Origin of the sequence: Halalkalicoccus jeotgali B3 (assembly GCF_000196895.1) — an archaeon.
Classification (GTDB): domain Archaea; phylum Halobacteriota; class Halobacteria; order Halobacteriales; family Halalkalicoccaceae; genus Halalkalicoccus; species Halalkalicoccus jeotgali.
Window position 1 is genome coordinate 942539 of the sequence record NC_014297.1, and the last position, 22367, is coordinate 964905.

Consider the following 22367-nt stretch of genomic DNA (forward strand, 5'->3'; position numbering starts at 1 on the left):
TCACTCGCTTGCGCTCCAGTGGATCGTCGCCCGCTGGACGAGCGTCACCGCCCCGTAGAGCGCAAGCCCCTCGAGGATGAGAACCGCGAGGGCCGCGAGCATCACGTCGGTCCGGACGTTCTCGGAGGCGATCAGGATCACGAACCCGAGGCCGTTGTCCGCGGCGATCCACTCGGCGATCACCGCCCCGACGACCGACAGCGTGACCGCCTGTTTCAGCCCCGCGAACGCGTCCGGGAGCGCGTAGGGCAGGTCGACGTAGAGTACGCGCCGGATCCGGCCCGCGTTCACCGATTCGAGCAGGTCGTGGTGTCCGGCGGGGGCCTTCGAGAGTCCCGCCGCCGTGCTCAGTGCGACCGGGAAGAAGGCGATCAGCGCGACGAAAACGACCGCCGTGATCGTTCCGGTGCCCAAGTAGATCAACAGGACGGGTGCGATCGCGATCTTCGGGAGGACGCGTGCAGTCACCAGATAGGGATAGATCGCCCGCCGGAACCACGGCAGGTAGGCGACGCCGAGCGCGAGTACGAACCCGACCGCGATCCCGATCATCCCTCCATACGTCACTTTTTCCAGCGTGAACAGCGCGTTTCGGGCGTAGAGTTCCGGGTCGCCCAGTAGCCGGGCCGCCACCGCGTCGGGCGGCGGCAGGAGAAACGACGGGATCCCGGCGACGAGCGTGAGCCCCCACCAGAGAGCGACGGCGACCACCAGCGCCCCGGCCGGGAGGACCAGGTGTCGGGCCCCCGGACGGGTGTGGCGGGCGATCCGGGCGCCCTCACGCATGGTGCTCGTGGAGCGTCCGCCTGACGGCGGCGACCTGTTTCTGGAACGCACGTGAGCCGAGGACCGCCTCGTCGCGGGGGGCGGGGAGGTCCACCTCGACGACCCGCTCGATCCGGCCCGCAACGCCCATCACCACGCAGCGATCCGCGAGGAAAACGGCCTCGGGGACGCTGTGGGTGACGAACACGACGGTCTTTCGCTCGCGGCGCCAGAGGTCGCGGATCTCGACGCCGAGTTCGTCGCGCGTGATCTCGTCGAGTTCACCGAACGGTTCGTCCATCAACAGCACGTCCGCACCGAGGTGGATCGCACGTGCGATCGCCACCCGCTGGCTCATTCCTCCCGAGAGCTCCCGCGGCTTGGCGTCCTCGAACCCCGCCAGTCCGATGCTCGCGAGCAGTTCGCGGGCCTCCTCGCGCTTTGGCTCCTCGCCGGCCATCTCCCGGAGGAAGGTGACGTTCTCCGTGGCGCTCTTCCATGGAAGGAGGGTGTGACTCTGGAAGACGAACCCCAACCGCGCGCCGGCCTGTGCGGCCGAGGGCGGGTCGCCGTCGATCCGCACCGCACCCGCCGTCGGCACTTCCAGACCGCCGATCGCGCGCAACAGCGTCGTCTTCCCACAGCCCGAGGGGCCGACGACGGTGACGAACTCGCCGTCCGCGATACGGAGGTCGACCCCGTCGAGCGCCCGGACGCCCTCGAAATCGACGCCCACTCCGTCGAGGTCGATCACGCGGCCCCCGACTCCGTGAGCAGGCCCCCCTGCTCGAGCGCCGTCCGGAGCCGATTCCACGTCGCCTCGCGCTGCCAGCCCCAGCCGTTCTCCTCGACCGCCTCGTTCGGGCCGAACTCGCGCGAGGCGGTCTCGAACGTCCGGGCGATGCCGTCGGCTGACTCGCCCGACCGGGCGGCGACTCGCTCGGCGGCGGCCGTCGGATCGCGAGTCCCGGCCGCCCACCCGGCGGTCGTTCCGGCCAGCAGGGCCTCGAGGGCCGGCCCGCGCTCGTCGAGTGTCTCCTCGCGGACGACGAGCACCGGTCCGTAGATCGGGAAGTGGTCGGCGACCGCGAGCGTGTCGACGGTCCTCCCCGCGCGCTGTAGGTCGCGCGGGTCCGAAAACGAGCCCGTGGCGACGTCGACCTTCCCCGAGAGCAGTGCATCCCGCTCCTCGCCGCCGGTATCGACGATCCGAACCGAGCCGTCGAGGGCGACCTGATTCAAGAAGAGCCGTCCGAGTATCCCTGTCTCGGACCGGGCGGGCATCCCGATCCGCCGACCGCGGAGTTGAGCGACGCTGGTGAGGGGTTCGCCGAACGTCTCGCGGACCGTATAGAGGACCGCCATCGCGCGCTGGTAGGCGACCGCGATCGACACCACCGGCTGGCCCGCCCGCTGGGCCCGAAGGACCGTCGCGGCGCCGACCAACCCGACGTCCGTTTCGCCCGAGACGAGGGATTCGAGCGCTCGGTGGGACCCCTCGTGGTGCTCGATATCGACTCCGGCGGGCCCTTCTTCCCCCTCGAATGCGGCGTAAAACGGGAGGTGGAGCCCGTTGGGCCGCCAGTTCAGCCCGAAACTGAGCCCGGCCTCGGTTCCCGAACTCGGTTCGGTCGAGCGCTCGAGTCCGTGTCGTTCGCGCGCTCGCTCCAGTAGCGCCGTCGCGTGGTGTCGATAGACCGCCCGTGTCGTGGGCTCGATATCCGCCGCGACCCGCCAGGCCGCCGGCGGCCGTCCGGGTCCGTCGTCGGGGACGGTGGTCCGTTCGACGACGCCGGCCGTCTCGAGGGTCGTTAACGCCGTCGTGATCGCGCCCCGGTTCAGCCCCGTTCCGATCCGCAGCGCCAACTCCGTCGCCGGATCGTCCTCTCTCTCCGAGCGAAGGAGGAGGTACGCGAGCGCGCGGGCCGGGTCGGCACCGATCCCCGGTGCCAACCGGTCGATCATCCCCTGATCGTCCTCGTCGAGCGCCCAGAACTCTCGCGTGCGCATTGATACCGCGTCTTCACCCCCCGTCGATAAAACGGCTCCGCCCTACTCCCCGTCGAGCGAGGGTCCCTTGCGGGCAATCGTGGTCGCGGGCAGACCGGCCCGCTCGGCGTGTTCCTCGACGGCGTCCTCGCTTTCGGCCTCGTAGTGACAGAACGTTCCGACCACGTCACCCTCGGCGTCTGTGAGGACGTCCGACTCGTTCCAGCGGATCTCCGTGCCCTCCTCGCGCATCTCCTCTAACACCCGTCCGGACTCGTCGGCGGCGTCGTCGAGTTCCTGCTGGCTGATCGGCTCGTCGAGCTCCCGATAGATTTCGAACTCTACCATACTGCGTTCTCTCTGTCATGGTTTGTAAGAGTTTCTAATGGTTAAATGGCCGGCACCTCCCGTGGGACTGTTTATGCATCGTGTTGTCCAATCTCGTTGTGATATGCTCGTACATCTCCACCAGTACAAACACGAGGAAGTCGAGTTCGACGACAACCGGACCACCGGCGAGTCCCAGACCGAGGACTCGGTGAACAAGGACGCAGAGGAGTACTTCGGCGAGAACATCCAGGACTTCGACGTCGAGACGTGGGAGACCGTCGAGTACCGGGACGACCCGATCCAGCGTCGAACCTTGACGATCGGCGGGGTCACGGCCGTCTCGGTTCCGCAGGACGACGCCGAGGACGACGACCCGGACCTCCCGGGGCGGACGATACAGGTCCGGACGGGCGGGGACCAAGAGTTCGTTGAGCAGGCCGTCTTCGTCGAAGCCCAAGACGAGAGCCCCGACCAGTAGGCGGGGAGACGAAGCCGCTTTAGGCGGCGGGCGGCTATCGCGTCCAATGAGCAAGCCTACGCCCGAAGTCTACGAGGAGGGCCGCGGGATGGACGCACACAACCAAGTGATGCGTTCGATCCGCGCCGAGAAGGACCGAACCTACGACCCCCACGAGCCCACGCGGGTCTGGCTCGACGAGGACAACACCCCCAACGGGGTCAGGCAGTCGCTGACGATCATCCTCAACACCGGCGGCTGTCGCTGGGCGCGCGCGGGCGGCTGTACGATGTGTGGCTACGTCGCCGAGTCGGTCGAGGGTGGTAGCGTGAGCCACGAGGCGCTGATGGATCAGATCGAGGTCTGTCTGGAACACGAACGCGCGGAGGCCGACGAAAAGAGCCCGCTGATCAAGATCTACACCTCGGGGAGTTTCCTCGACGAGCGCGAGGTCGGGGCGCGCTCCCGGCAAGCGATCGCGGAAACCTTCGGGGACCGCGAGCGCATCGTCGTCGAGAGCCTGCCCGACTTCGTCGAAGCCGAACGGGTCGGCGACTTCACAGAACAGGGGCTCGCAACCGACGTGGCCGTGGGGCTCGAAACGGCCACCGACCGGGTGCGCCGGGACTGCGTGAACAAGTACTTCGAGTTCGCCGATTTCATCGAGGCAAGCGAGGCTGCCGAGGCGGCGGGCGCGGGCATCAAAGCTTATCTACTGCTCAAACCCCCCTTCCTCACCGAAAGCGAGGCCGTCGAGGACATGAAACGGTCGATCCGTCGGTGTGCCGAGTACGCCCACACCGTCTCGATGAACCCGACGAACGTCCAGCGGTATACGATGGTCGACGAACTGTATTTCCGGGGCGGCTATCGGCCGCCGTGGCTCTGGTCGGTCGCCGAAATCCTCGACTCGACGGCCGACGCCGACGCCATCGTCGTCTCGGATCCGGTGGGTCACGGTTCGGATCGGGGGCCGCACAACTGCGGGGAGTGTGACGACCGCGTCCAGCGCGCGATCAAGGACTTCGACCTCCGGCAGGACCCATCGGTGTTCGAGCAGGTCTCCTGTGAGTGTAAGGCGACCTGGGAGGCAGTGATGGAGCGCGAGGCGGGCTATAATATGCCCCTAGCGCGGTGAGTTAACCGCCAACTAAGGACTACTCGGCGGTCATTAACGAAGTACGAAGGGGGCGTAGGGGGACGTACCGTCGGTGACGACGGCGACCCACATGGCATATGAGACAGACGAAGCGGTCGTCCACGCGGACGGCTGGTTCATCATCCGAAACACGGAGAACCCCGCCCAATGGCTCGCGAGTGACGCACCCGTCGACATCCGTCGGTAGGTGTGTCGGGGCTGTACGCGATCGACGCCTCGCTCATCAAACGGGCCGATCTCCCAGAGTAGCCCTCATTGATAGCTCACCGCCCGACGGCCGTCCGGCGGGACTCGACGAGGCCGACGGCCCGAAGAGTAATTACTCCCCCTCGAAACATATTGGGCAGATGGAACGAACCTCCGGTCGACGTGCAGTACTCGGTAGTTGTGGCCTCGCGGTTTCCGCGTTTCTCTCCGGCTGTACCGGCGAACTGACCCTCGGCGGCGACCGGGAGGAGCTGAATCGGACGTTCGAGGCGCCGAACGCGCTCGCCGTCGAAACTGACAGCGGCGCCGTGACCGTCCACCCGACCGGCGCCGATCGGATCGAACTCCACGCGATCAAACGCTCGAAATCGCCGATTTCGGACACCGACGGGACGAGGGTCGAGACGGTCCGCGATGCGGATAGACTCCGAATCGTCGCGGAAACGGGGGGCGGAGCGTGGTTCGGTTCCGCGGGGACGATTTCGCTCGACGTCGGCGTTCCGGCGAAAACGAGACTCGAGCACGCCGCCGCCCAGAACGGCCCGGCCACCGTGACCGACGTGGCCGGCGACGCGCGAATCGAATCGACGAACGGGGCGGTGATCGCTCGCCGTATCGACGGTGCGGTCTCGCTGTCGTCCACCAACGGTGCGATACGCGCACACGAGATCGCGGCACTCGATCGGGCGGAGACGACGAACGGATCGATCGATCTCGCGGTTCCCGCGGTCAGAAGAGACGCCTCGATCACCACGACGAACGGGCCGATAACGGCAGCGCTTGCCCCGGACCTCGACGCCGACGTGATTGCCACGACGACGAACGGCTCGACCGCTACCGACGGGCTCGCGCTGAGCGGAACCGACGACTCCGCCACCGGCACGCTCGGCGACGGAACGTACGAGCTCCTCGTCGAGTCGACGAACGGCACGATCACGCTCGAAGCGCTCGGGTGATCCTGTTCTGTCGGATTCCTCGGTCTAAGCGAACCCGTCGAGGATCCCGCGGCCGTCGGTCCCGCCGACGTCCGCGAGGACGGCGCGTTCGGGATGGGGCATGAGCACCGCGACCGACTCGCGTTTGCCACAGACTCCGGCGACGTTGCCCGTCGAACCGTTCGGGTTCGCCGCCGCCGTCACGCGGCCCGCAGCATCGCAGTACCGAAACAGCACCCGGTTCTCCGCTTCGAGGCGATCCAACTCGGATTCGCTGATCTCGAAGCGTCCCTCGCCGTGGGCGATCGGCAGCGTGATCACCTCGCCCTCTTCGTACCCTCCCGTCCACGGCGTCCCGGCGTTCTCGACCCGTAGGTGAACGCGTTCGCACTGAAAGCGCGCGCTCGCGTTCGTCGTGAAGGCACCGGGGGTGAGGCCCGATTCGCTGCCGATCTGAGCGCCGTTGCAGACCCCGAGGATCGGGACGCCCTCGTCGGCGGCGTCCCGGACCTCGCGTAGGATCGGCGAGCGGGCGGCCATCGCGCCGGCCCTGAGGTAGTCGCCGTAGGAAAAGCCCCCGGGAAGGACGATTCCCGTGGTCTCCTCGGGCAGTCCGTCCTCGTGCCAGACGATCTCGCTTTCGATCCCCATCGCCGAGAGCGCGCGTTCCGCGTCCCGGTCGCAGTTCGAGCCGCCGAACCGGACGATGGTGATCATCGCCGAACGACCTCCACCTCGTAGTCGTGGATCGTCGGGTTCGCAAGCAGGCGTTGGGCCATCTCGTCGGCCCGCCGTTCGGCCGCCGTCTCCGAGTCGGCGTCGAGATCGATCTCGAAGCGGTCGGCCGACCGGAGGTCTTCGAGGTCGAACTCGAGGCGTTCGAGCGCCCGTTTCGTGGTTTCGGCCTCGGGATCGAGAACGCCGCGCTTGAGACGAACGGTCACGATCGCGGTGTAAGCGGCCATACGCGAGAAGCGCGGTCGTGCTCAAAAGCTCTTTCTACTCGACGGGGTCATACACGAACGTGTAGTCGTTCCCGTGGAGGCGGACGGACGGACACGTTTTTGCCCGTGACCCACCGACCGGAGGCTAATGACGCGGACTGTGTGGTGGCGACGATGACGCCGCCGTTGACGGAGATCACGGTCGTCGGCGACGACAAGACGGGGTTGATCGCGCGCGTGACGACGCTGCTGTTCGAGCGCGACATCAATATCGAGGACCTCGATCAAGCCGTCAGGGACGGGCTGTTCCGGATGACGATGCACGTCGACGCGAGCGCGATGACCTGCAGCCGGGCGGAACTCAGGGAGGCCCTCGACGCACTGGGCGAGGACCTCGGCGTCGACGTGCAGGTCCGGTTCCCCTCGGACCGCGAGACACAGGGCATCGCCGTGCTGGTCACCACGGAGAGTCACCCCCTCGAAGCGCTGTTCGAGGCGTGGGCCAACGACGAACTGGGTGCCGACATCTCCGTCGTGATCGGCAATCACCCCGACCTCGAACCGCTCTGTGAGCACTACGGCGTGCCGTTTCACGATATCGGCACCGAGTCGGGGACCGCAAGCGAGGAGCGTCTGCTCGAACTCCTCGAGCGCTACGAGGTCGACCTGATCGTGCTGGCACGGTTCATGCGCATCCTCTCGCCGAACGTCGTCTTTCGTTACGAGGACCGCATCATCAACGTCCACCCGAGCCTGCTACCCGCTTTCCCGGGCGCCGAGGCCTACCGTCAGGCCATCGAGGAAGGTGTGCGCGTCGCGGGCGTGACCGCCCACTACGTCACGACCGATCTCGATCAGGGCCCGATCATCACCCAGCGGGCGTTCAACCTGCCCGACGACACCGATCTCGACGAGATCAAACGCCGTGGCCAACCCCTCGAGGCCGAGGCGTTACTCGAGGCCGTCCGGCTCCACCTGGATAAGGCGATCGCCGTCCACCGCGGGCGCACCGAACTCCGGGGGGCGAGCGACGGGGAGTACCAACTCGGCATGGATCGCGCGGTCGACGAGATAAATCCGGATCGACCGATCGACGGGATCGGGGCGGTGCTAACCGACTAGAGCGACCGGACCCGCTCGATCACCGCATCGATCGGCGGGGCCGCGAACCACTCCTCGTCGGTGTAGGCGTTCGTCCCTGCTGCGTACATCTCGGAGGCCAGATCGACGACTTCTGTAGGGAGGGGCTCGGGATCGCGCCCACAGAGCGCCCGCCAGTCGGCGATGTTTTCGGACTTCGCGTCGTCTTTGGCCGACTCGACCGCCTCGACCCAGTCGGGCTGGGTGCGTTTGTGATACCCTCTGAGGACCTCCTTCGAGAGCTGCTGGCCCGCGTAGGAAAAGCGGTTCTCGTCGAAAGTGCCGACCACGTCCGCGACGCGGACCTCGCCGTCGACGTAACAACACTCGATCTTGCCGTCCTCGTGGACGAACCCGGTCGAGCGCGCCTGTTCGCTCACGACGCGCTCGACCTCGTGGGCGACCGATTCGAGGGCCGCCAGATCCGCTTTTCCAGCTATCGTCTCGGCCTCCTCGCGCGCGAGATATCGGTCGCTTTCCTCGTACTTCGTCGAGAACTCGACGATCGGCTCCTCGAGTTCGACCGGCCGATCGGGCCACTCCTCGAAGTCGAGTCCGTGCTCGCCGGGTTCGCTTCGCCGCCGCAGGCTCGATCCCTCCGGGACCCGGTTCCGAAAGACGATTTCCAGTGGGACGAGGTAGTTCTCGCCCGCCTCGGTGTGGTAAGCGTCGTAGTCGTAGGCGCGCCCCTCGTGGGGCAGTTCGGGTACCTGCACGAGATCGATCGCCATCCGAACGGGTGGGTTCTCGACCTCGGCGAGCGCTCGTGCGTCCTCGCCGACGCCCCGATAGTGGGTCGGCACCCCCGCCGATTCGAGGGATTCGAAGTTGAACGCACCCATCGTACAGAGGCTTGCGCCCTTTCGCGGGATCGCATCGGGCATCCGTCCCCAGTCGAACACCGAGTAGGCGTCCGTGAAGACGAACGCACCCACGCCCGGTTCGGACGCCGTCGGTTCGTGCTCGACATGAAACTCCTTGACGCTCGTCATCGTCTCCCCTCGTTCATGGAGCGAGTCGTTTCGGCCCCGGCATGAACGTTTCCCGTTGATCGCGTTAGCGACGTGCTAATGCTAATTCATGTCTGTATAACTACTATTGGTCATCCCCTCTCGAGCGTATGAACGTCCGGTTCTGCCCCGACTGTGTCTCCCGTGGCGTGGACTGCCCGCTGATGATGTCCGGAGAGTGTACGCACTGTGGCCGCTACGACGCGCCGGTTTCCCGTCAGGTCGCCGACTACGAGTACCGGCTTCGGTTCGCGTGGGACTCGTTTCGGTTCCGACTCGGGATCCCCGCCGCAACGCTCCGCGCCCGCTCGGCCCTCATGCGGTTTCTCGCGTTCCGCCGGTAGATCCGGGTCGTTATTCGCCCGCCCGTCCTACCGGAGTCATGGACGACGCGATCGACCGACTCGCGAGCGCGATCCGTAGAGCCGAATCGACGGTCGCGCTGACCGGCGCGGGCCTCAGCACCGCCTCCGGGATCCCCGACTTCCGGGGCGAGGAGGGGATCTGGAACGCGCAGTTCGATCCCGCGGACTTCCGGATCGAACGTTTTCTCTCCGATCCCGCCGGCTTCTGGACCGACCGGCTGGCTCTTCACGAGGCGATGTTCGGTACGGAAATCGAGCCGAACGTCGCCCACGAGGCGCTCGCAACGATGGAGTCACGGGGACGACTCGACGCCGTAATCACGCAAAACACCGACGGCCTGCACGCCGCGGCGGGTTCTCGGGAAGTGTTCGAACTCCACGGTAACGCCCATAGAGTGGTCTGTATGGACTGTGGGCACAGGGGGGACGCCGAGCCGGTCCGCGAGCGGGTTCGCGGGGGCGAGCGTCCGCCCCGATGTGACTGTGGGGGGCTTCTCAAACCCGACGTGGTGCTCTTTGGCGAGTTGCTGCCCGAGGCGATCATGGCCGAGGCACAGCGCCGCGCCAGGGAAAGCGACGTCTTTCTCGCCGTCGGTTCCTCGCTGACGGTCGAACCCGCCGGCTCGCTTCCGAAGATCGCCGCCCGTGATGGGTTCCTCGCGGTCTGTAACTTCGACCCGACACCCCACGACGATCGGGCGGCTGTCGTCCTCCACGAGGACGTGACCGAAGTCCTACCCGCGCTCGCGGCGCGGCTCGCCTAGCGGAGCCCGCCTTCGAGACGCGAGAGCGAGTCGGGGTCGTGACCGAAAAACAGCGTCGCGTCCTCGCGGCGTTCCAGTTCTTTGAGCCATCGAAGGCTGTCGTACCAGTCCCGTTTGCTCCACAGAAGGGTCGGCCCGAGCGGGAGCCCCTCGGTGTAGTTCTCGGCGACGTAGGCCTGATCGCCCGCGACGATCACGGCCCCGGCTTCGGGAAGCGCCAAGCGAAGCCCCATCAGTCCCGGCGTATGGCCGGGCAGGTGGAGGAATTCGATCCCCTCGACGTGTGTCTCGCGCTCGCCGTGGACGACTTGCCAGTTCAGATCGTGGTCGAAATCCCGAGCGAGATACGCGGGATCGCCCGCGGCGGTCTTCGCGCTGTAGTAGGCGTGTTTCAACTCCTCCTCGTGGACGTAGATCGGGGTGTCGGTACCCGCGAAATTGTGCAGGCCGCCGGCGTGATCCAGATGCAGGTGACTCTGGATCACGGCGTCGATCTCGGGGAGGGAATAGCCCGCCCGCTCTAGATCGTCCTCGAGGGGGTGGTCGTGTGCATCGTAGTGCTCGAAGGCATCATAGAGGTACGCGGGCCAGTAACCGTCGCCGGCCTCGGGATGCGAGCCGGTGTCCCACAGGATCGTCGCCTCGGGGTGCTCGATCACGAGATCGTAGACGGGTGTCTCGACGATCTCGGCGTCGGGGTTCGGGTCGCTCGCACTCGCGAGTTTGTATCCCTCGATCATGTAGTTCTTGTCGGCTCGGACCCGCCCGCGGTCGATCGGCGTGATCGTCGCGTCGATCATACCCTTCGTTGGGACGAGGCGGGCTTATACCCACCTCGGGGTTCATGCCCCACCCGACCGAACGGCCGGTATGTCACGCGGCGTCTTGATTCCCGAAACCGACCCAACCCCCGACTTTGCCGACTGGATCGGCTCCTTGGGGTACGACTCGATCTGGGCCAACGAACTCTGGGGACACGACGCGTTCGTCACGCTCGCGGCGATCGCGCCCCACACCGACGCGGCGCTCGGGACCGCCATCGTTAACGTCTACTCCCGGTCGCCGGCGGTACTCGCGGGCGCGGCCTCGTCCCTCTCGACGCTCGCCTCCGGGCCGATCAGACTGGGCATCGGCCCGAGCACGTCCAAGGCGATCGAGGACCTCCACGGCCACGAGTTCGACCGGCCCGTCCGCCGACTGCACGAGACGGCTGAACTCGTCCACGCGTTCACCGCGGGCGAGGGGCGCGTCGAGTACGACGGGGAGGTCATTTCAGTCCGGGATTTCCCGGCACTCGACGGCGATGTATCCGTCTACGCCGCCGCACTGGGTGAGACGAGTCGCCGCGCGACCGGGCGAACCGCCGACGGCTGGCTGCCACACATGATCCCGTTCGACGAGCTGGAAAACGCGTTCGAGACCGTCCGGCAAACCGCCCGCGAGGCCGGCCGGGACCCCGCGCTCGACGTCTCGCCGTACGTCCCCGCGGCGGTCGCCGAGGACCCCGAAGCAGCGCGCGAGGCGATCCGCGGCCACGTCGCCTACTACGTCGGTAGCGGCGAGGGCTATCGCCGGGCGGTCTCGAAACGCTTCCCCGACGAAGCCGACCGGATCGCGACCGCGTGGGCGGCGGGCGAGCGCGGACGTGCCCGCGAGGAAGTCACCGACGGGATGGTCGAGGCGCTCGGGGTGGCAGGAACTCCTGAAGGGGCACGCGAGCGGTTCGAGCGGGTCGCGGGGACGGCCCCGATCACCGAGCCGATCGTCGTGGTGCCCTCGAACGCAGGAAGAGAACTGGCCGAGCGAACGATCGAAACACTCGCGCCCTAAACGAGGGCAGGGATCTCCCGGAGGTCCGCGAGTCGGTGATCGACCGCCGGCCCGTCCTCGGCGCCGTAGATCGCCGTCCGCAGTCCGACCGCCTTCGCACCCTCGATGTCGTGGCGATACCGGTCGCCGACCATCAGCGAGCGCTCGGGAACGGTTTCGGACTTTCCGAGAGCCGTCTCGAACATCGCCGGATCGGGTTTCGTCCACCCGACCTCCTCGGAGATGGTGACCGAGTCGAACGCCTCGCGAACGTCGAACGTATCGAGGATCCGCCGCCCCTCTTCGGCGTCGACGTCGCTGATCACGCCCAGATGGACCTCGTGTCCGGCGAGCGTCTCGACGGCCTCGACCGCTCCGGGGTTCGGTTCGATCGTCTCGGCCAGCACACGCTCGAAAGTCGACTCCCACTCCCCGTCGACGCCGAGCGCATCGATCGCTCGCTCGTAGCCCGCCCGCGCGGATCGGAACTCCGTCCCCTCGCGCTCGCGGAAGTGCGCACCCAACTCCGTGCGCCACGTTTCAAGGGCGCTCTCGGGATCGTCGACCTCGCTGCGGGCGTACAGGTCGCTGACGAAGCGCTCGTGGGCCTGCCGGACCGTGGCCGAATCGAGGAGCACGCCGCCGATGTCGAAGAACACGGCGTCCATGATGAGGGGCTACCGACCATCGGTGCTTATCGCTGTCGATGGCCGAGACTCCCGTCGAGCGCCCCATCGATCAGGTTTTTGTTCCTGCGGGGCGGCCATACGGTGATGGCCGTCACGCCCGCGGTCGAACGGGAGTTCGCGTTCGATCACCGACCGGAGACCGACCAGTCCTTCGAGAACGCGCTCGCGAAGGCACGCGCGGGCGAGCGGCTCTCCGTCGCGGACGCGACCGAACTGCTGACGACCGGATCCGAAAGCGCGGGAATCGACCCCGACCGGAAGGAACTGGTACTGGAGGCGGCCGACACACGGCGCGCGGAGGTCGTCGGCGAGGAGGTCACGTTCGTCACGAACCTCAACAACAACCTCACCACGGCCTGTAATACGGGCTGTCTGTTCTGTAACTTCAAGGACACCGCGAGCAACTTCGAGCGCGGTTCGGACGTCGAGCATCCCGGCTTTACGAAAACTCCAGCAGAGTCCCGGGAGATCGTTTCCGAGGCCCTCGAAATGGGGATCTACGAGGTCTGTTCGGTCTCCGGGCTCCATCCGGCCTTTGCGCTCGACGCCGAGCACCTCGAAATACTGCAAAGCGCGGACGAGGGCCCCGAACTGAACTTCAAGCAGCCCGAGCTCTACGCCACCGATCCGCATACTTACGTCAAGCAGATCGAGGCGATGGCGGTCGGGGACGTCCACGTCCACTCGATGACGCCCGAGGAGGCGTATCACGCCCGCCGGGGCACCGACTGGAGCTACGAGGAGGTCTACGGGCGACTGAAGGAGGCGGGACTCGACTCGGTTCCGGGAACCGCCGCGGAGATCCTCGTCGACGAGGTCCGCGAGGTGATCTGTCCGGGCAAGATCGGCTCCGACGAGTGGGAACGCGCGATCGAGGCTGCGGCGAACGTGGGACTCGATACGACCGCGACGATCATGTATGGCCACGTCGAGAACGAGGCCCACCGGGCGATGCACCTAAAGCGGGTCCGGGACCTCCAGGACCGGACCGGCGTCATCACCGAGTTCGTGCCCCTGTCATTCATTCATCAGTCGACGCCGCTGTACGAGCGCGACGTGGTCACGGGCGGGGCGAGCACCCACGAGGACGAACTCATGATCGCGGTCTCGCGGCTCTTTCTCGACAACGTCGAGAACATTCAGTCCAGCTGGGTGAAGTACGGCGACGAGCAGGGCCTGAAGATGCTCTCGTGTGGCGCCAACGACTTCATGGGGACGATCCTCTCCGAGGAGATCACCAAGCGCGCGGGCGGGGAACACGGCGAGTTCCGGGACGTCTCCGATCTCGTCGAGATGATCGCCTCGGTCGGGCGAGTGCCGGTCGAGCGCTCGACCGACTATCGCGAGAAACGCCGGATCGATCCCGGCGAGGGATCCCACGGGCCGCTGCTGGGCCCGCGGGCCGACGGGTCGCCCATGGTCGTCGAGTGACCGACGCTAGCTAATCACACGCTTCGGAACGCCTATGCCTTCCGCGACGTAGTGTAGGGGGATGATGAACACCACTCACGGCGCCATCGGGGTGGCGATGGCGTCCGTGACGGTCCTCGTGTTGCCGGAGTTCGCGGTCGTCGCCGCCGTCGCCGCCCTCCTCGGGAGTGTCTTCCCCGACCTCGACCTCCTCGTCGGAACCCACCGAAAGACGCTTCACTTCCCGATCGTCGGCTGGGTCCTCGCCCTGCCCGCGACCGTCTGGGCCGCCCTTGCGCCCTCCCTCGTGAGCGTCGGGGCGGCGTTTTTCGCCCTCGGGGCGACCGTCCACGCCGTGACCGACGCCGTGGGCGCGGGCCACGAACTCCGCCCGTGGGAACGGACCTCCCAGCAGGCGGTCTACGCCCACGCGCTGGGGCGCTGGATCACCCCCCGGCGGTGGGTCCGCTACGACGGCGCGCCCGAGGACCTCGCGCTGATGGGTGTGGTCACGCTGCCTGTGCTTGCCCTCTACGACGGGGTCGTCAGGAACGTCATGCTCGCGGCGCTCGGGGTGTCGGTCATCTACACGGCGATCAGAAAGCGCATGCCCGAGCTCACGCCCGACTGGATAAAGGACTCCGAGTGAGTACGTCGATCCCCCGACGCACCCGCTCGGAGATCCACTCCGACTCGACGTAGCGGTCGTAGACCGGCAGGCGCTCCTCGAGGGGGACGCCCGCCCCGTCGGCGATGTCCTCTAGCTCCCTGAGCGCGGGCCAGGCGTAATCGGGGTTGACGTGGTCGGTGGTGACCGGCGAGACGCCCCCTAAATCGTCGATCCCGCAGTCGAGCAACTCCCGTACCGGCGCGAGGTTCGGGGGGACCTGCACCGAGACCTCCTCGGGCAGGGTCGCACGCGCCATCGCGACGGTTCGGCGCATCGTTTCGAGCTCCGGCGAGCCCTCGCGCCACCGTTCGTTGTTCGAGACGGGCTGGACGATTACCTCCTGGACGTGCCCGTAGCGCTCGTGAAGCTCGCGGATCGCGAGCAGACTTTCGGCCCGATCACGCCACCCCTCGCCGATCCCGACGAGGATTCCGGTGGTGAAGGGGACCCCGAGTTCGCCCGCGGTGCGGATGGTCGCGAGCCGTTGACCCGGCGACTTCGCCCGGGGACCGCCGTGGGCCTGCACGTCGGCGGTCGTCTCCAACATGACGCCCATGCTCGCGTTCACCTCGCTGACCGCGGCCATCTGTTCTTCGGTCTGATCGCCGGGATTCGAGTGGGGCAGGATGCCGACGTCGAGTGCGAGGTCGCACATCTCGCGCAGGTAGGCGTGGATCGAATCGTGGCCCCACTCGGCGAGCTGGTCGTGAACCGCGGTGTAGCGGTCGTCGGGATCGTCGCCGAAGGTAAACAGCGCCTCCGTACAGCCCGCCTCGACGCCCCTCTCGAGAATCTCTCGTACCTCCTCGCGAGAGAGGAGCGTCGCCCGACCGGGCGGGTCGTAGTACGTACAGTACGTACACGTATAGCGACAGGCCGTCGTCAGGGGAACGAAGACGTTGCGCGCGAAGGTGAGCGTCGGGGCCGGCGAGACGTCTTCGGGGCCGACGGAGAGCGCCTGATCGATCTCGCGCTCGTCGAATGTGAGATCGACGTCGTGTTCGGCCGCACCCGGGATCATCGTTTCTCACTACTCATCCAGCGACAAAAACCCACGGCTACCGGCCGTCCGGCGCTCGATCGACCGCCAGTCGACTCTCCGTTCGAACCAGGGAGAACCCCGCCTCCCGGAGCCACTGGACTGCCCGCCCCTCGCCGTGGATCAACACCTCGACGAGGTCGGCGGGTTCGTCGATGTCGGTCGCGAGCCGATGGGAGTCGACGACCCCCACCGATCCGATCTCCGACGCGCTCGCGCGGTGTTTGAGAAACGAGCCGCCGTGGTAGTCGACCCGGAACTCGGGTTCCCTCGACAGGAGGGCGTTCGTCCCGCCGCCGCGGCCCGGCGCGAGCACGACGTCGCCGGGGGTCTCGAACAGCCCTTCGATTGTTTCGGCGGTGAGGAGCGGCAGGTCGGCCATCACGACCGCAGTTTCGGGTTCGAGGGCCGCATTGACCGCCTCGGTCAGCGGCCGGTCGTCGACGGTCGCGGGAGTGTCAACGTCGAGGGGAGCGGTCGCGAGCACTTCGGGCTCGCCGCCCGCTTCCCGAACCGACTCCAGTACGTCCCCGAGCATCGCTCGCGAGAATTCGCGTCGCTCCTCGGGATCGAGTGGCCCCGAGAGTCGAGTTTTCGGATCGACCGTGGCAAACGGGACGACGACGCGCATCGCTGGCGAATCGGCCGCGGGAGCTAATAAGGGGGTGGGGTTCGATCTAGAACAGCGGATCGAGTTCGTCGCCGTCGTCGGTGACCAGCCCTTCGAGGTTCGTATCGCGCTCCGAGCGGATGTCCTCGATGTTGTCCTGTGCCTCGACGGCGACCCGCTGGAGGTCGCGGATCCGGGGCACGTCGTTGATGCCCGACAGGAGGAGGACAGCCGAAACCTCCGATGCGCCAGACACGGGGTAGTCACCGCCCCGAACCTCCATGCTACCGGTCTGCTGTTCGATCCACTTCCGGCCGCGTTCGATCCCCTTGCGGTTGAGATACCGGGGCGGACCGGCCATCACGAGCAGGGCGCGTTCGGTCCCCTCGATCTCGCAGGGAAGCGTCAATCGGCCGAGTGCAGCCTTGCGGACCAGACTCGTGATCCGATTTGTCGTGTGAGCGGTATCGATCTCGGGTTCGTTCCCGCCGGTAAAGCGCGAGAGTAACCCGCCGCCACTCGACTCCTCCCGGCTGAGGGCCTCCGATGCGTAGCCCACCGTCGAGACCCCGCCCCCCGAAAGGGTGTTGATGATCTCCGAGGAGTCGACGACGCTCTCTGCGATCTCGTCGCCGGCGCCGACCTCGCCGGCGCCAAAGAGGATGCCAAAGCGGGTAACGATCTCCTCGTTGATCTCACGATAGCCGCCCTCGACGGATTCGCCGGTCTTGCGCCACGAGTCGTTGTCGAAGACCATCAGATTGTCCACCTCGCGGACGAACGTCTGGAACGACCGGGCGGCGTTGAGCGTGTAGATCCCGCCCTCGTCGCTGCCCGGCAGGACGCCGAGCCCGTAGACCGGTTCGGTGTAGATGCGTTTGAGGTGGCGTGCGAGGACGGGCGCGCCGCCGCTTCCGGTCCCACCGCCCATGCCCGCCACGACGAGGAAGGCGTCGATCTCGTGGGTGGGGATCCCGTCGATCGCGCCCTGGATCTCGCCGATGTCCTCCTCGGTGACCTCCGCACCGAGTTCGTTGTCAGCGCCGACGCCGTGGCCCTTTACTCGTGCTTGGCCGATCAGTACGCGGCTCTCTTCGGGGACGTGTGTGAGTCCGAGCAGGTCCGCCTTGGCGGTGTTGACCGCGATCGCCGCACGGACGATCGCACTCCCGGTGCGGTCGTCGTACGCCAGGAACCGATCGACGATCTTTCCGCCGGCTTGCCCGAACCCGATCATCGCGAGTTTCATATTTCAGACAATTCTCCGTTGGACTAAATGGTCGCATCGAGTACATATGTCTTATGATAAAAATAGGATTAAATTAATACTAGATCGATAGTACACGACGGCGAACCGCTCGACCGGGTCGAAACGGCCTATCGACCGTTCAGGTACTCCTCGAGAGTCAGCAAGTCGGCCTCGTTCACGCCGAACGCTCCGAGGTCGTTCTCGCGGGTGGTGTTGTCGAACTCGAGCGACCGGACCTGATCGGTTCCAAAGGGGATGAAGGGCAGCGGGTCGATCGCTGCGGATCCGATCTTGGCGAACGCCATCGGGATCGGGACGACCGTCACCCCGCCGCCCCGGGAGAGTTTCGCCACCTCCGCCATCGTCAGCACCTCGGGGCCGCCGATCTCGTAGGTCTCGCCGACGTGGCGCTCGTCTTCGACGGCGTCGGCAAGCAGCGATGCGATATCCTCGACCCAGATCGGCTGGAATCGCGTCCGGCCCCCGCCGGGCAGCGGCGCGATCACGGGCGGGGTGAGTTTCCGCGTGAACTCGACGAACTCCCCGCCGTCGCCGAACACTACCGAGGGCCGGAAGATCGTCCAGTCGAGCTCCGACGCCTCGACGACGCGCTCGGCCTTGCCCTTCGCGCGGATGTACGCCGTCGGCCCGTCGGGATCGGCACCGAGTGCGCTCATCTGTACCAGCCGCGAGACGCCCGCCGCCTCGGCGGCGTCGACGACGTTTCGCGTCCCGTCGAGGTGGACCGATTCGTGGGTCTTCTCGCCTTTCGGTTCGAACAGCGGCGAGAGCGCGACGAGGTTCACTACCACGTCCTGGCCCGCGAAATCGAGCGTTCCGCGGTCGGTGACGTCTCCCCGTTCGACGGCGACATCCGCCGGGAGGGAACTCGCGTCCGGCGAGCGCGCGAGTGCAGTCACGTCGTGGCCCCGCTGTGCGAGCTTGGCACAGAGATGTCGTCCGATGAATCCCGTCCCGCCGGTTACGAGAACCTTCATATTTCGTATCTGTGTCCGCGCCGTCGTAAACCTACCCCCGTCCGGTCGGCGACTCCGACAGACTATACTGCGCCTCGGTGAAACGGTCGGTATGCTCCTCACGCTCGAAGGCCTCGACGGCAGCGGCAAGAGCACCGTCCACGAGGCCCTCCAGGACACATACCCCGACGCCGTCTTCACCCGCGAACCGACCGACTCGTGGTACGGCGAGGCGGTCGCGCGCTCGATCTCCGACGCCGAAGCCGACCCGCTTGCCGAACTGTTCCTCTACACCGCCGACCATGCCGATCACCTCTCGCGGGTCGTCCGGCCGGCCCTCGACGCGGGGAAACTGGTGATCTCCGATCGGTACTCCGATTCGCGCTACGCGTATCAGGGCGCGGCGTTGGCCGGCGCCATCGATCGCCCGATGGAGTACGTCCGGGGGGTTCACTCGCCGTTTACCCGTTCGCCCGATCTGACGATCTACCTCGACGTCGATCCCGAGACGGGCGCGAGACGCAGCGGTGCGAGCAACAAATTCGAACAGTCCGAGTACTTGGGGCGCGTCCGGGCGAACTACGAGCGACTCATCGACGCCGAGCCCGGGCGGTTCGTCCGGATCGACGCCACCCGCTCGCCCGAAACGGTCCTCGATCGGGTCGAGGGGGTCCTCTCGGAGGTGCTCTAGGTCCGCCGAGCGAGATCGACCTCCTCGGGCGAGGGCATCCAGAACAGGTCGATCGCAAAGCCCAACAGAAGCGGCATGAGGATCGTCACCAGGAACACCGTCCCGCGGTCGATCGCCCCGAAGATCGGTAACTGACCGAAAAACAGGAGCGACATCCCCAGGACGAGGGGAACGAGAAACAGCGAGAACACCACCATCCCCCCGCGGGTGTCGAGGCGCAGCCGGAAGAAGCGAATGAGGACCGACGCCACCACGGTGTGGACCCCGACGATGACCGCGAGCCCGACGACCGCTCCGAGGCTGACCATGGCCGTCGTAGGGGGGCCACGCCCTTTTCGGTATCGGAATCGCTTTGCGTTCGCCGCGAGTCGATCCGGCCATGTATCGCGTTATCGACGACCATCCCCTCGCCGCGACCGACATCGACGAGGAGCGCGCGCGGGCACTCTACCGGGACATGGTTCGCGCGAGGCGCTTCGACGAGCGCGCGATAGCGCTCCAGCGCCGCGGTTGGATGAGCGGTTATCCGCCCTTCGCGGGCCAGGAGGCCTCGCAGGTCGGCGCGGCCCACGCCATGGCCGAACGCGACTGGCTGGTGCCGACCTACCGACAGAACGCCACCCAAATCGCCCGCGGCGTCCCGATGAGCGACCTGTTTCGCTTTCGGCGGGGCCATCCCGAGTTCGCATCCGATCACGACCTCCCGACGCTTCCCCAGACGGTTCCGATCGCCTCCCAGCTCCCCCACGCGGTCGGTCTGGGGATGGCGATCGACTATCGGGACGACGAGGGGGCGGTGCTGTGTTGTTTCGGGGACGGCGCGACCAGCGAGGGGGACTTCCACGAGGCGCTGAACTTCGCGGGCGTGTTCTCGACACCGACGGTCTTCTTCTGTGAGAACAACGGGTGGGCGATCTCCCTTCCCCAAGAACGCCAGACCGCAAGCGACTCCATCGCGATCAAGGCCGACGCCTATGGCATCACCGGCACGCGAGTCGACGGCAACGACCCGCTCGCGGTCTACGCCGTCGTTCGTGAAGCCCTCTCGAAGGCCCGGGAGGGCGAACCGGTGCTCATCGAGAGTCTGACATACCGCCGGGGCGCCCACACCACCAGCGACGACCCCTCGCGCTATCGCAGTGAGGACGCGGCGGACCTCCCCGAGTGGCGCACGGCCGATCCCCTCGAACGCTACGAGACGTACCTCCGCGAAGAAGGACTCCTCGACGGGGCGTTCGTCGAGGGGGTCGAGGCGGACGCCGACGAGGAGCTCCGGGGGGCGGTCGAACGGGCCGAGTCGGGGTCCGAAGCTCGCCCGGAAGCGGTGTTCGATACCGTCTTCAAGGAGGTCCCGCCCCGACTGGCGAGACAGCGCGACTGGCTGCTCGAACACGCTCGAAAACACGATTCAGGACGTCCGGACCGATAGCGAAGGACGGCTCAATCGAGCGAGATATAGGTCTTGGTCTCGGCGACGCCGTCGAGGCCCTGCAGCTCCGTGGAGGCCGTGTGTAACACGTCGTAGACCTCCTCGGTATCGACCTCGGCGATGACGTCGTAGTCCCCCGCGACGATGTGTGCCTCCACGATCGCCGCGACCTCACGGGCGGCGTCGACCGTCGCCTCGGCCTTCCCGGCGTCCGTCTTCACCATCACGAATGCGTGAACCATCTAGCATGACATTCGATGGCACGAATCAAAAGCCTTTGCACGCCGGTACGTTCGGAGCTCGCTGTCGAGCCCGCTTACTCCTCCCGGCAGGCCCGATAGAGGTACGAAAGCGCCCCGCCCAGCATGGCGCCGTTCTTGATGAAGTGGTTCAGTTCGTTCTGTCGCTGCTCGTCGGGAGCGTTCCAGAAGTCGTGCATCGTCGGGGTCACGCCCGCGAGGAACGTGGCGGCGGCGCCGGCCGCGAGTCGCGGAAATCGCCAGAGTGCGATTCCGATCCCCCCGAACGCGAGCATCCCGCTCGTGAACGGAACGAGGTAGTTCGCGTACTCGATGTCTTTCGATTCGGCGTAGGCGATCTGTCCTTCCATCCCCCGGAAGGCGTTGATCGCCGCGGCGAGCAACATCCCGCCGAACAGCAGTCGGCCGAGCAGTGCCGGTGGGTTGCGCTTCCTCGCCGCGGAGTCCTGTCTCTGGCTCATACGAGTCTCTATGGCCGGTAGGTATTTATAGATTTACCACTTGGTAAGACCGTGCCATCATGGGACAGATCAACGGCTTACACCACGTGACCGCGTTCGCGAGCGACGCACAGGAAAACCTCGATTTCTTCCGGAAGGTGCTGGGACTACGGTTCGTCAAACGGACCGTTCGCTTCGACATCCCCGAGGAGATCTATCACTTCTACTACGGCGACGAGGTGGGGACTGCGGGCTCGATCGTGACCTTCTTCCCGATCACGGACATGCCCGAGGGGAGCGTCGGAAAGGGCCAACTCAGCGCCGCCGGGTTGGTGATCCCCGAGGGATCGGTCGAGTATTGGACCGACCGCTTCGAGGAACACGCCGTCGAACACACGGTCGAACAACGGTTCGACGAGACGGCCATCGGCTTTACCGACCCCGACGGAACGCCGTTCGAACTCGTCACGGGCGAGTCGGATATCGAGGCGTGGGGTGACGGCCCGGTTCCCGAAGAACACGGGATTCGGGGGCTCCACAGCGTCACGGTCCACTCGAACGACCCCGCGGGGAGTTTCCGGGCCTTGGAGACCATGGACTGGGACCGGGTCGGGCGCCACGACGAGCCACAGGCCGGCGACCGCGTCCGGTTTCAGGCGCCCGGCGAGGGCAGGGGTGCGGAGTTCGTCGACGTGCTGATCCGCCCGAACGCCCCGCAGGGCGTGATGGGAACGGGAACCTTCCTCCACGTCGCGTTCGACGCCGGCGAGAAATGGGAGCAGAAGGAATGGAGCGAGCGCTTTCGCGACGCCGACCTGATCACCACCTCTCGAAAGGACCGCGATTACTTCTGGTCGATGTACTTCACCGAACCCGGCGGATCGATCTTCGAGTTCGCGACGACGGGGCCGGGCGTCACCCTCGACGAGGACGTCTCCGAACTCGGCGATACCCTCCGAGTCCCCGACTGGCTCGATGTCGATATCGAATACATCGACGAACAGCTGCCCGATATCACCGTCGACTGAA

At 66.6% G+C, this 22367-nt stretch carries 28 protein-coding genes; 12 read left to right on the plus strand and 16 right to left on the minus strand.

Features of this window, described 5'->3' with window-relative positions; genetic code table 11:
• The 4 genes from HACJB3_RS04660 to HACJB3_RS04675 are packed head-to-tail and all read right to left on the minus strand — an operon-like array spanning nt 1 to nt 3102.
• Nucleotides 1–786, minus strand: a complete 786-nt coding sequence (locus tag HACJB3_RS04660) for an ABC transporter permease (protein ID WP_008414441.1) — start codon at nt 784–786, stop codon at nt 1–3.
• Nucleotides 779–1519 carry an ABC transporter ATP-binding protein gene (locus HACJB3_RS04665; RefSeq protein ID WP_008414443.1) on the minus strand — a complete coding sequence of 247 codons (741 nt, stop codon included), beginning with the start codon at nt 1517–1519 and terminating at the stop codon, nt 779–781. The genes HACJB3_RS04660 and HACJB3_RS04665 overlap by 8 nt, the downstream gene beginning before the upstream one ends.
• Nucleotides 1516–2775: an ABC transporter substrate-binding protein gene (locus HACJB3_RS04670; RefSeq protein ID WP_008414444.1), complete on the minus strand. Its 1260-nt coding sequence runs from the start codon at nt 2773–2775 to the stop codon at nt 1516–1518. The genes HACJB3_RS04665 and HACJB3_RS04670 overlap by 4 nt, the downstream gene beginning before the upstream one ends.
• A gap of 42 nt (nt 2776–2817) precedes the next feature.
• Nucleotides 2818–3102 (minus strand): DUF4242 domain-containing protein, encoded by a 285-nt coding sequence (locus tag HACJB3_RS04675; protein ID WP_008414446.1) that lies wholly within the window; start codon nt 3100–3102, stop codon nt 2818–2820.
• Between the two features lie 103 nt (nt 3103–3205).
• On the opposite strand from HACJB3_RS04675, the gene HACJB3_RS04680 reads away from it, so the two are divergent.
• The 3 genes from HACJB3_RS04680 (at nt 3206) to HACJB3_RS04690 (ending at nt 5863) form a co-directional block, all read left to right on the plus strand.
• Nucleotides 3206–3562 carry a hypothetical protein gene (locus HACJB3_RS04680; RefSeq protein WP_008414448.1) on the plus strand — a complete coding sequence of 119 codons (357 nt, stop codon included), beginning with the start codon at nt 3206–3208 and terminating at the stop codon, nt 3560–3562.
• A gap of 46 nt (nt 3563–3608) precedes the next feature.
• Entirely contained in the window at nt 3609–4679 is a 1071-nt protein-coding gene (locus HACJB3_RS04685) for an archaeosine biosynthesis radical SAM protein RaSEA (protein ID WP_008414450.1), read from the plus strand.
• Nucleotides 4680–5047: 368 nt separating this feature from the next.
• Nucleotides 5048–5863: a DUF4097 family beta strand repeat-containing protein gene (locus HACJB3_RS04690; protein WP_008414454.1), complete on the plus strand. Its 816-nt coding sequence runs from the start codon at nt 5048–5050 to the stop codon at nt 5861–5863.
• A 24-nt stretch (nt 5864–5887) separates the two neighbouring features.
• On the opposite strand, the gene purQ is transcribed toward HACJB3_RS04690, so the two are convergent.
• Nucleotides 5888–6559, minus strand: coding sequence for a phosphoribosylformylglycinamidine synthase I (gene purQ, locus HACJB3_RS04695; RefSeq protein ID WP_008414456.1), 672 nt, complete (start codon nt 6557–6559; stop codon nt 5888–5890).
• Nucleotides 6556–6807 carry a phosphoribosylformylglycinamidine synthase subunit PurS gene (gene purS / locus HACJB3_RS04700; RefSeq protein ID WP_008414458.1) on the minus strand — a complete coding sequence of 84 codons (252 nt, stop codon included), beginning with the start codon at nt 6805–6807 and terminating at the stop codon, nt 6556–6558. Before purS ends, purQ begins: the two co-directional genes overlap by 4 nt.
• 153 nt (nt 6808–6960) lie before the next feature.
• On the opposite strand from purS, the gene HACJB3_RS04705 reads away from it, so the two are divergent.
• Nucleotides 6961–7908 carry a formyltetrahydrofolate deformylase gene (locus HACJB3_RS04705; protein WP_049934533.1) on the plus strand — a complete coding sequence of 316 codons (948 nt, stop codon included), beginning with the start codon at nt 6961–6963 and terminating at the stop codon, nt 7906–7908.
• Here HACJB3_RS04705 and HACJB3_RS04710 read toward each other — a convergent pair.
• Nucleotides 7905–8918 (minus strand): phosphoribosylaminoimidazolesuccinocarboxamide synthase, encoded by a 1014-nt coding sequence (locus HACJB3_RS04710; RefSeq protein WP_008414462.1) that lies wholly within the window; start codon nt 8916–8918, stop codon nt 7905–7907. The two genes, HACJB3_RS04705 and HACJB3_RS04710, sit on opposite strands and share 4 nt — an antisense overlap.
• A 128-nt stretch (nt 8919–9046) precedes the next feature.
• Between HACJB3_RS04710 and HACJB3_RS04715 the strand changes: the two genes are divergently transcribed.
• Both HACJB3_RS04715 and HACJB3_RS04720 read left to right on the plus strand, forming a co-directional pair.
• Entirely contained in the window at nt 9047–9280 is a 234-nt protein-coding gene (locus HACJB3_RS04715) for a hypothetical protein (protein WP_008414464.1), read from the plus strand.
• Nucleotides 9281–9318: 38 nt separating this feature from the next.
• Entirely contained in the window at nt 9319–10065 is a 747-nt protein-coding gene (locus HACJB3_RS04720) for an NAD-dependent protein deacylase (RefSeq protein WP_008414466.1), read from the plus strand.
• On the opposite strand, the gene HACJB3_RS04725 is transcribed toward HACJB3_RS04720, so the two are convergent.
• Nucleotides 10062–10865, minus strand: coding sequence for an N-acyl homoserine lactonase family protein (locus tag HACJB3_RS04725; protein ID WP_008414467.1), 804 nt, complete (start codon nt 10863–10865; stop codon nt 10062–10064). The genes HACJB3_RS04720 and HACJB3_RS04725 overlap by 4 nt on opposite strands.
• 70 nt (nt 10866–10935) lie before the next feature.
• On the opposite strand from HACJB3_RS04725, the gene HACJB3_RS04730 reads away from it, so the two are divergent.
• Entirely contained in the window at nt 10936–11895 is a 960-nt protein-coding gene (locus tag HACJB3_RS04730) for an LLM class flavin-dependent oxidoreductase (protein WP_008414469.1), read from the plus strand.
• Here HACJB3_RS04730 and HACJB3_RS04735 read toward each other — a convergent pair.
• On the minus strand, nt 11892–12542 hold the full coding sequence (locus tag HACJB3_RS04735) for an HAD family hydrolase (RefSeq protein ID WP_008414471.1): 651 nt from the start codon (nt 12540–12542) through the stop codon (nt 11892–11894). The two genes, HACJB3_RS04730 and HACJB3_RS04735, sit on opposite strands and share 4 nt — an antisense overlap.
• 105 nt (nt 12543–12647) lie before the next feature.
• Between HACJB3_RS04735 and cofH the strand changes: the two genes are divergently transcribed.
• Nucleotides 12648–13994 (plus strand): 7,8-didemethyl-8-hydroxy-5-deazariboflavin synthase subunit CofH, encoded by a 1347-nt coding sequence (cofH, locus tag HACJB3_RS04740; RefSeq protein ID WP_008414473.1) that lies wholly within the window; start codon nt 12648–12650, stop codon nt 13992–13994.
• Nucleotides 13995–14058: 64 nt separating this feature from the next.
• Nucleotides 14059–14622 (plus strand): metal-dependent hydrolase, encoded by a 564-nt coding sequence (locus HACJB3_RS04745; protein WP_238532827.1) that lies wholly within the window; start codon nt 14059–14061, stop codon nt 14620–14622.
• On the opposite strand, the gene cofG is transcribed toward HACJB3_RS04745, so the two are convergent.
• From cofG to HACJB3_RS04765, 4 genes are all read right to left on the minus strand, one after another.
• Nucleotides 14591–15664, minus strand: coding sequence for a 7,8-didemethyl-8-hydroxy-5-deazariboflavin synthase subunit CofG (gene cofG, locus HACJB3_RS04750; protein ID WP_008414476.1), 1074 nt, complete (start codon nt 15662–15664; stop codon nt 14591–14593). The two genes, HACJB3_RS04745 and cofG, sit on opposite strands and share 32 nt — an antisense overlap.
• 37 nt (nt 15665–15701) lie before the next feature.
• Nucleotides 15702–16313, minus strand: coding sequence for a 2-phospho-L-lactate guanylyltransferase (cofC, locus tag HACJB3_RS04755; RefSeq protein WP_008414478.1), 612 nt, complete (start codon nt 16311–16313; stop codon nt 15702–15704).
• A gap of 46 nt (nt 16314–16359) precedes the next feature.
• The gene (locus HACJB3_RS04760) at nt 16360–17541 is read right to left on the minus strand and encodes a tubulin/FtsZ family protein (RefSeq protein ID WP_008414479.1); all 1182 of its coding nucleotides are present in this window, start codon (nt 17539–17541) and stop codon (nt 16360–16362) included.
• A 128-nt stretch (nt 17542–17669) separates the two neighbouring features.
• Nucleotides 17670–18539, minus strand: a complete 870-nt coding sequence (locus tag HACJB3_RS04765; protein WP_008414481.1) for a complex I NDUFA9 subunit family protein — start codon at nt 18537–18539, stop codon at nt 17670–17672.
• A 91-nt stretch (nt 18540–18630) separates the two neighbouring features.
• On the opposite strand from HACJB3_RS04765, the gene tmk reads away from it, so the two are divergent.
• Entirely contained in the window at nt 18631–19209 is a 579-nt protein-coding gene (gene tmk / locus HACJB3_RS04770; RefSeq protein WP_008414482.1) for a dTMP kinase, read from the plus strand.
• Here tmk and HACJB3_RS04775 read toward each other — a convergent pair.
• Nucleotides 19206–19517, minus strand: a complete 312-nt coding sequence (locus tag HACJB3_RS04775) for a hypothetical protein (RefSeq protein WP_008414484.1) — start codon at nt 19515–19517, stop codon at nt 19206–19208. The two genes, tmk and HACJB3_RS04775, sit on opposite strands and share 4 nt — an antisense overlap.
• 71 nt (nt 19518–19588) lie before the next feature.
• Here HACJB3_RS04775 and HACJB3_RS04780 point away from each other — a divergent pair, with 71 nt between their 5' ends.
• On the plus strand, nt 19589–20638 hold the full coding sequence (locus HACJB3_RS04780; protein WP_008414485.1) for a thiamine pyrophosphate-dependent dehydrogenase E1 component subunit alpha: 1050 nt from the start codon (nt 19589–19591) through the stop codon (nt 20636–20638).
• An 11-nt stretch (nt 20639–20649) separates the two neighbouring features.
• Here the strand turns inward: HACJB3_RS04780 and HACJB3_RS04785 are convergent, their stop codons facing one another.
• Entirely contained in the window at nt 20650–20880 is a 231-nt protein-coding gene (locus tag HACJB3_RS04785) for an Lrp/AsnC family transcriptional regulator (protein WP_008414487.1), read from the minus strand.
• A gap of 74 nt (nt 20881–20954) precedes the next feature.
• Nucleotides 20955–21359 carry a DoxX family protein gene (locus HACJB3_RS04790; RefSeq protein ID WP_008414489.1) on the minus strand — a complete coding sequence of 135 codons (405 nt, stop codon included), beginning with the start codon at nt 21357–21359 and terminating at the stop codon, nt 20955–20957.
• Between the two features lie 59 nt (nt 21360–21418).
• Between HACJB3_RS04790 and HACJB3_RS04795 the strand changes: the two genes are divergently transcribed.
• Nucleotides 21419–22366: a VOC family protein gene (locus HACJB3_RS04795; RefSeq protein ID WP_008414491.1), complete on the plus strand. Its 948-nt coding sequence runs from the start codon at nt 21419–21421 to the stop codon at nt 22364–22366.
• Nucleotide 22367 lies beyond the last annotated feature (1 nt).

Excerpts from the sequence above, each read along its gene's own strand:
- tmk (WP_008414482.1), top strand. The coding sequence starts at position 18,631 with ATGCTCCTCACGCTCGAAGGCCTCGACGGCAGCGGCAAGAGCACCGTC.
- HACJB3_RS04790 (WP_008414489.1), bottom strand. The coding sequence starts at position 21,359 with ATGAGCCAGAGACAGGACTCCGCGGCGAGGAAGCGCAACCCACCGGCA.
- cofG (WP_008414476.1), bottom strand. The coding sequence starts at position 15,664 with ATGATCCCGGGTGCGGCCGAACACGACGTCGATCTCACATTCGACGAG.
- HACJB3_RS04660 (WP_008414441.1), bottom strand. The coding sequence starts at position 786 with ATGCGTGAGGGCGCCCGGATCGCCCGCCACACCCGTCCGGGGGCCCGA.
- HACJB3_RS04675 (WP_008414446.1), bottom strand. The coding sequence starts at position 3,102 with ATGGTAGAGTTCGAAATCTATCGGGAGCTCGACGAGCCGATCAGCCAG.
- purS (WP_008414458.1), bottom strand. The coding sequence starts at position 6,807 with ATGGCCGCTTACACCGCGATCGTGACCGTTCGTCTCAAGCGCGGCGTT.
- HACJB3_RS04690 (WP_008414454.1), top strand. The coding sequence starts at position 5,048 with ATGGAACGAACCTCCGGTCGACGTGCAGTACTCGGTAGTTGTGGCCTC.
- HACJB3_RS04765 (WP_008414481.1), bottom strand. The coding sequence starts at position 18,539 with ATGAAGGTTCTCGTAACCGGCGGGACGGGATTCATCGGACGACATCTC.
- HACJB3_RS04730 (WP_008414469.1), top strand. The coding sequence starts at position 10,936 with ATGTCACGCGGCGTCTTGATTCCCGAAACCGACCCAACCCCCGACTTT.
- cofH (WP_008414473.1), top strand. The coding sequence starts at position 12,648 with ATGGCCGTCACGCCCGCGGTCGAACGGGAGTTCGCGTTCGATCACCGA.
- HACJB3_RS04670 (WP_008414444.1), bottom strand. The coding sequence starts at position 2,775 with ATGCGCACGCGAGAGTTCTGGGCGCTCGACGAGGACGATCAGGGGATG.
- HACJB3_RS04685 (WP_008414450.1), top strand. The coding sequence starts at position 3,609 with ATGAGCAAGCCTACGCCCGAAGTCTACGAGGAGGGCCGCGGGATGGAC.
- HACJB3_RS04725 (WP_008414467.1), bottom strand. The coding sequence starts at position 10,865 with ATGATCGACGCGACGATCACGCCGATCGACCGCGGGCGGGTCCGAGCC.
- HACJB3_RS04745 (WP_238532827.1), top strand. The coding sequence starts at position 14,059 with ATGAACACCACTCACGGCGCCATCGGGGTGGCGATGGCGTCCGTGACG.
- cofC (WP_008414478.1), bottom strand. The coding sequence starts at position 16,313 with ATGCGCGTCGTCGTCCCGTTTGCCACGGTCGATCCGAAAACTCGACTC.
- HACJB3_RS04785 (WP_008414487.1), bottom strand. The coding sequence starts at position 20,880 with ATGGTTCACGCATTCGTGATGGTGAAGACGGACGCCGGGAAGGCCGAG.
- HACJB3_RS04680 (WP_008414448.1), top strand. The coding sequence starts at position 3,206 with ATGCTCGTACATCTCCACCAGTACAAACACGAGGAAGTCGAGTTCGAC.
- HACJB3_RS04780 (WP_008414485.1), top strand. The coding sequence starts at position 19,589 with ATGTATCGCGTTATCGACGACCATCCCCTCGCCGCGACCGACATCGAC.
- HACJB3_RS04715 (WP_008414464.1), top strand. The coding sequence starts at position 9,047 with ATGAACGTCCGGTTCTGCCCCGACTGTGTCTCCCGTGGCGTGGACTGC.
- HACJB3_RS04705 (WP_049934533.1), top strand. The coding sequence starts at position 6,961 with ATGACGCCGCCGTTGACGGAGATCACGGTCGTCGGCGACGACAAGACG.
- purQ (WP_008414456.1), bottom strand. The coding sequence starts at position 6,559 with ATGATCACCATCGTCCGGTTCGGCGGCTCGAACTGCGACCGGGACGCG.
- HACJB3_RS04720 (WP_008414466.1), top strand. The coding sequence starts at position 9,319 with ATGGACGACGCGATCGACCGACTCGCGAGCGCGATCCGTAGAGCCGAA.
- HACJB3_RS04710 (WP_008414462.1), bottom strand. The coding sequence starts at position 8,918 with ATGACGAGCGTCAAGGAGTTTCATGTCGAGCACGAACCGACGGCGTCC.
- HACJB3_RS04795 (WP_008414491.1), top strand. The coding sequence starts at position 21,419 with ATGGGACAGATCAACGGCTTACACCACGTGACCGCGTTCGCGAGCGAC.
- HACJB3_RS04760 (WP_008414479.1), bottom strand. The coding sequence starts at position 17,541 with ATGAAACTCGCGATGATCGGGTTCGGGCAAGCCGGCGGAAAGATCGTC.
- HACJB3_RS04775 (WP_008414484.1), bottom strand. The coding sequence starts at position 19,517 with ATGGTCAGCCTCGGAGCGGTCGTCGGGCTCGCGGTCATCGTCGGGGTC.
- HACJB3_RS04735 (WP_008414471.1), bottom strand. The coding sequence starts at position 12,542 with ATGGACGCCGTGTTCTTCGACATCGGCGGCGTGCTCCTCGATTCGGCC.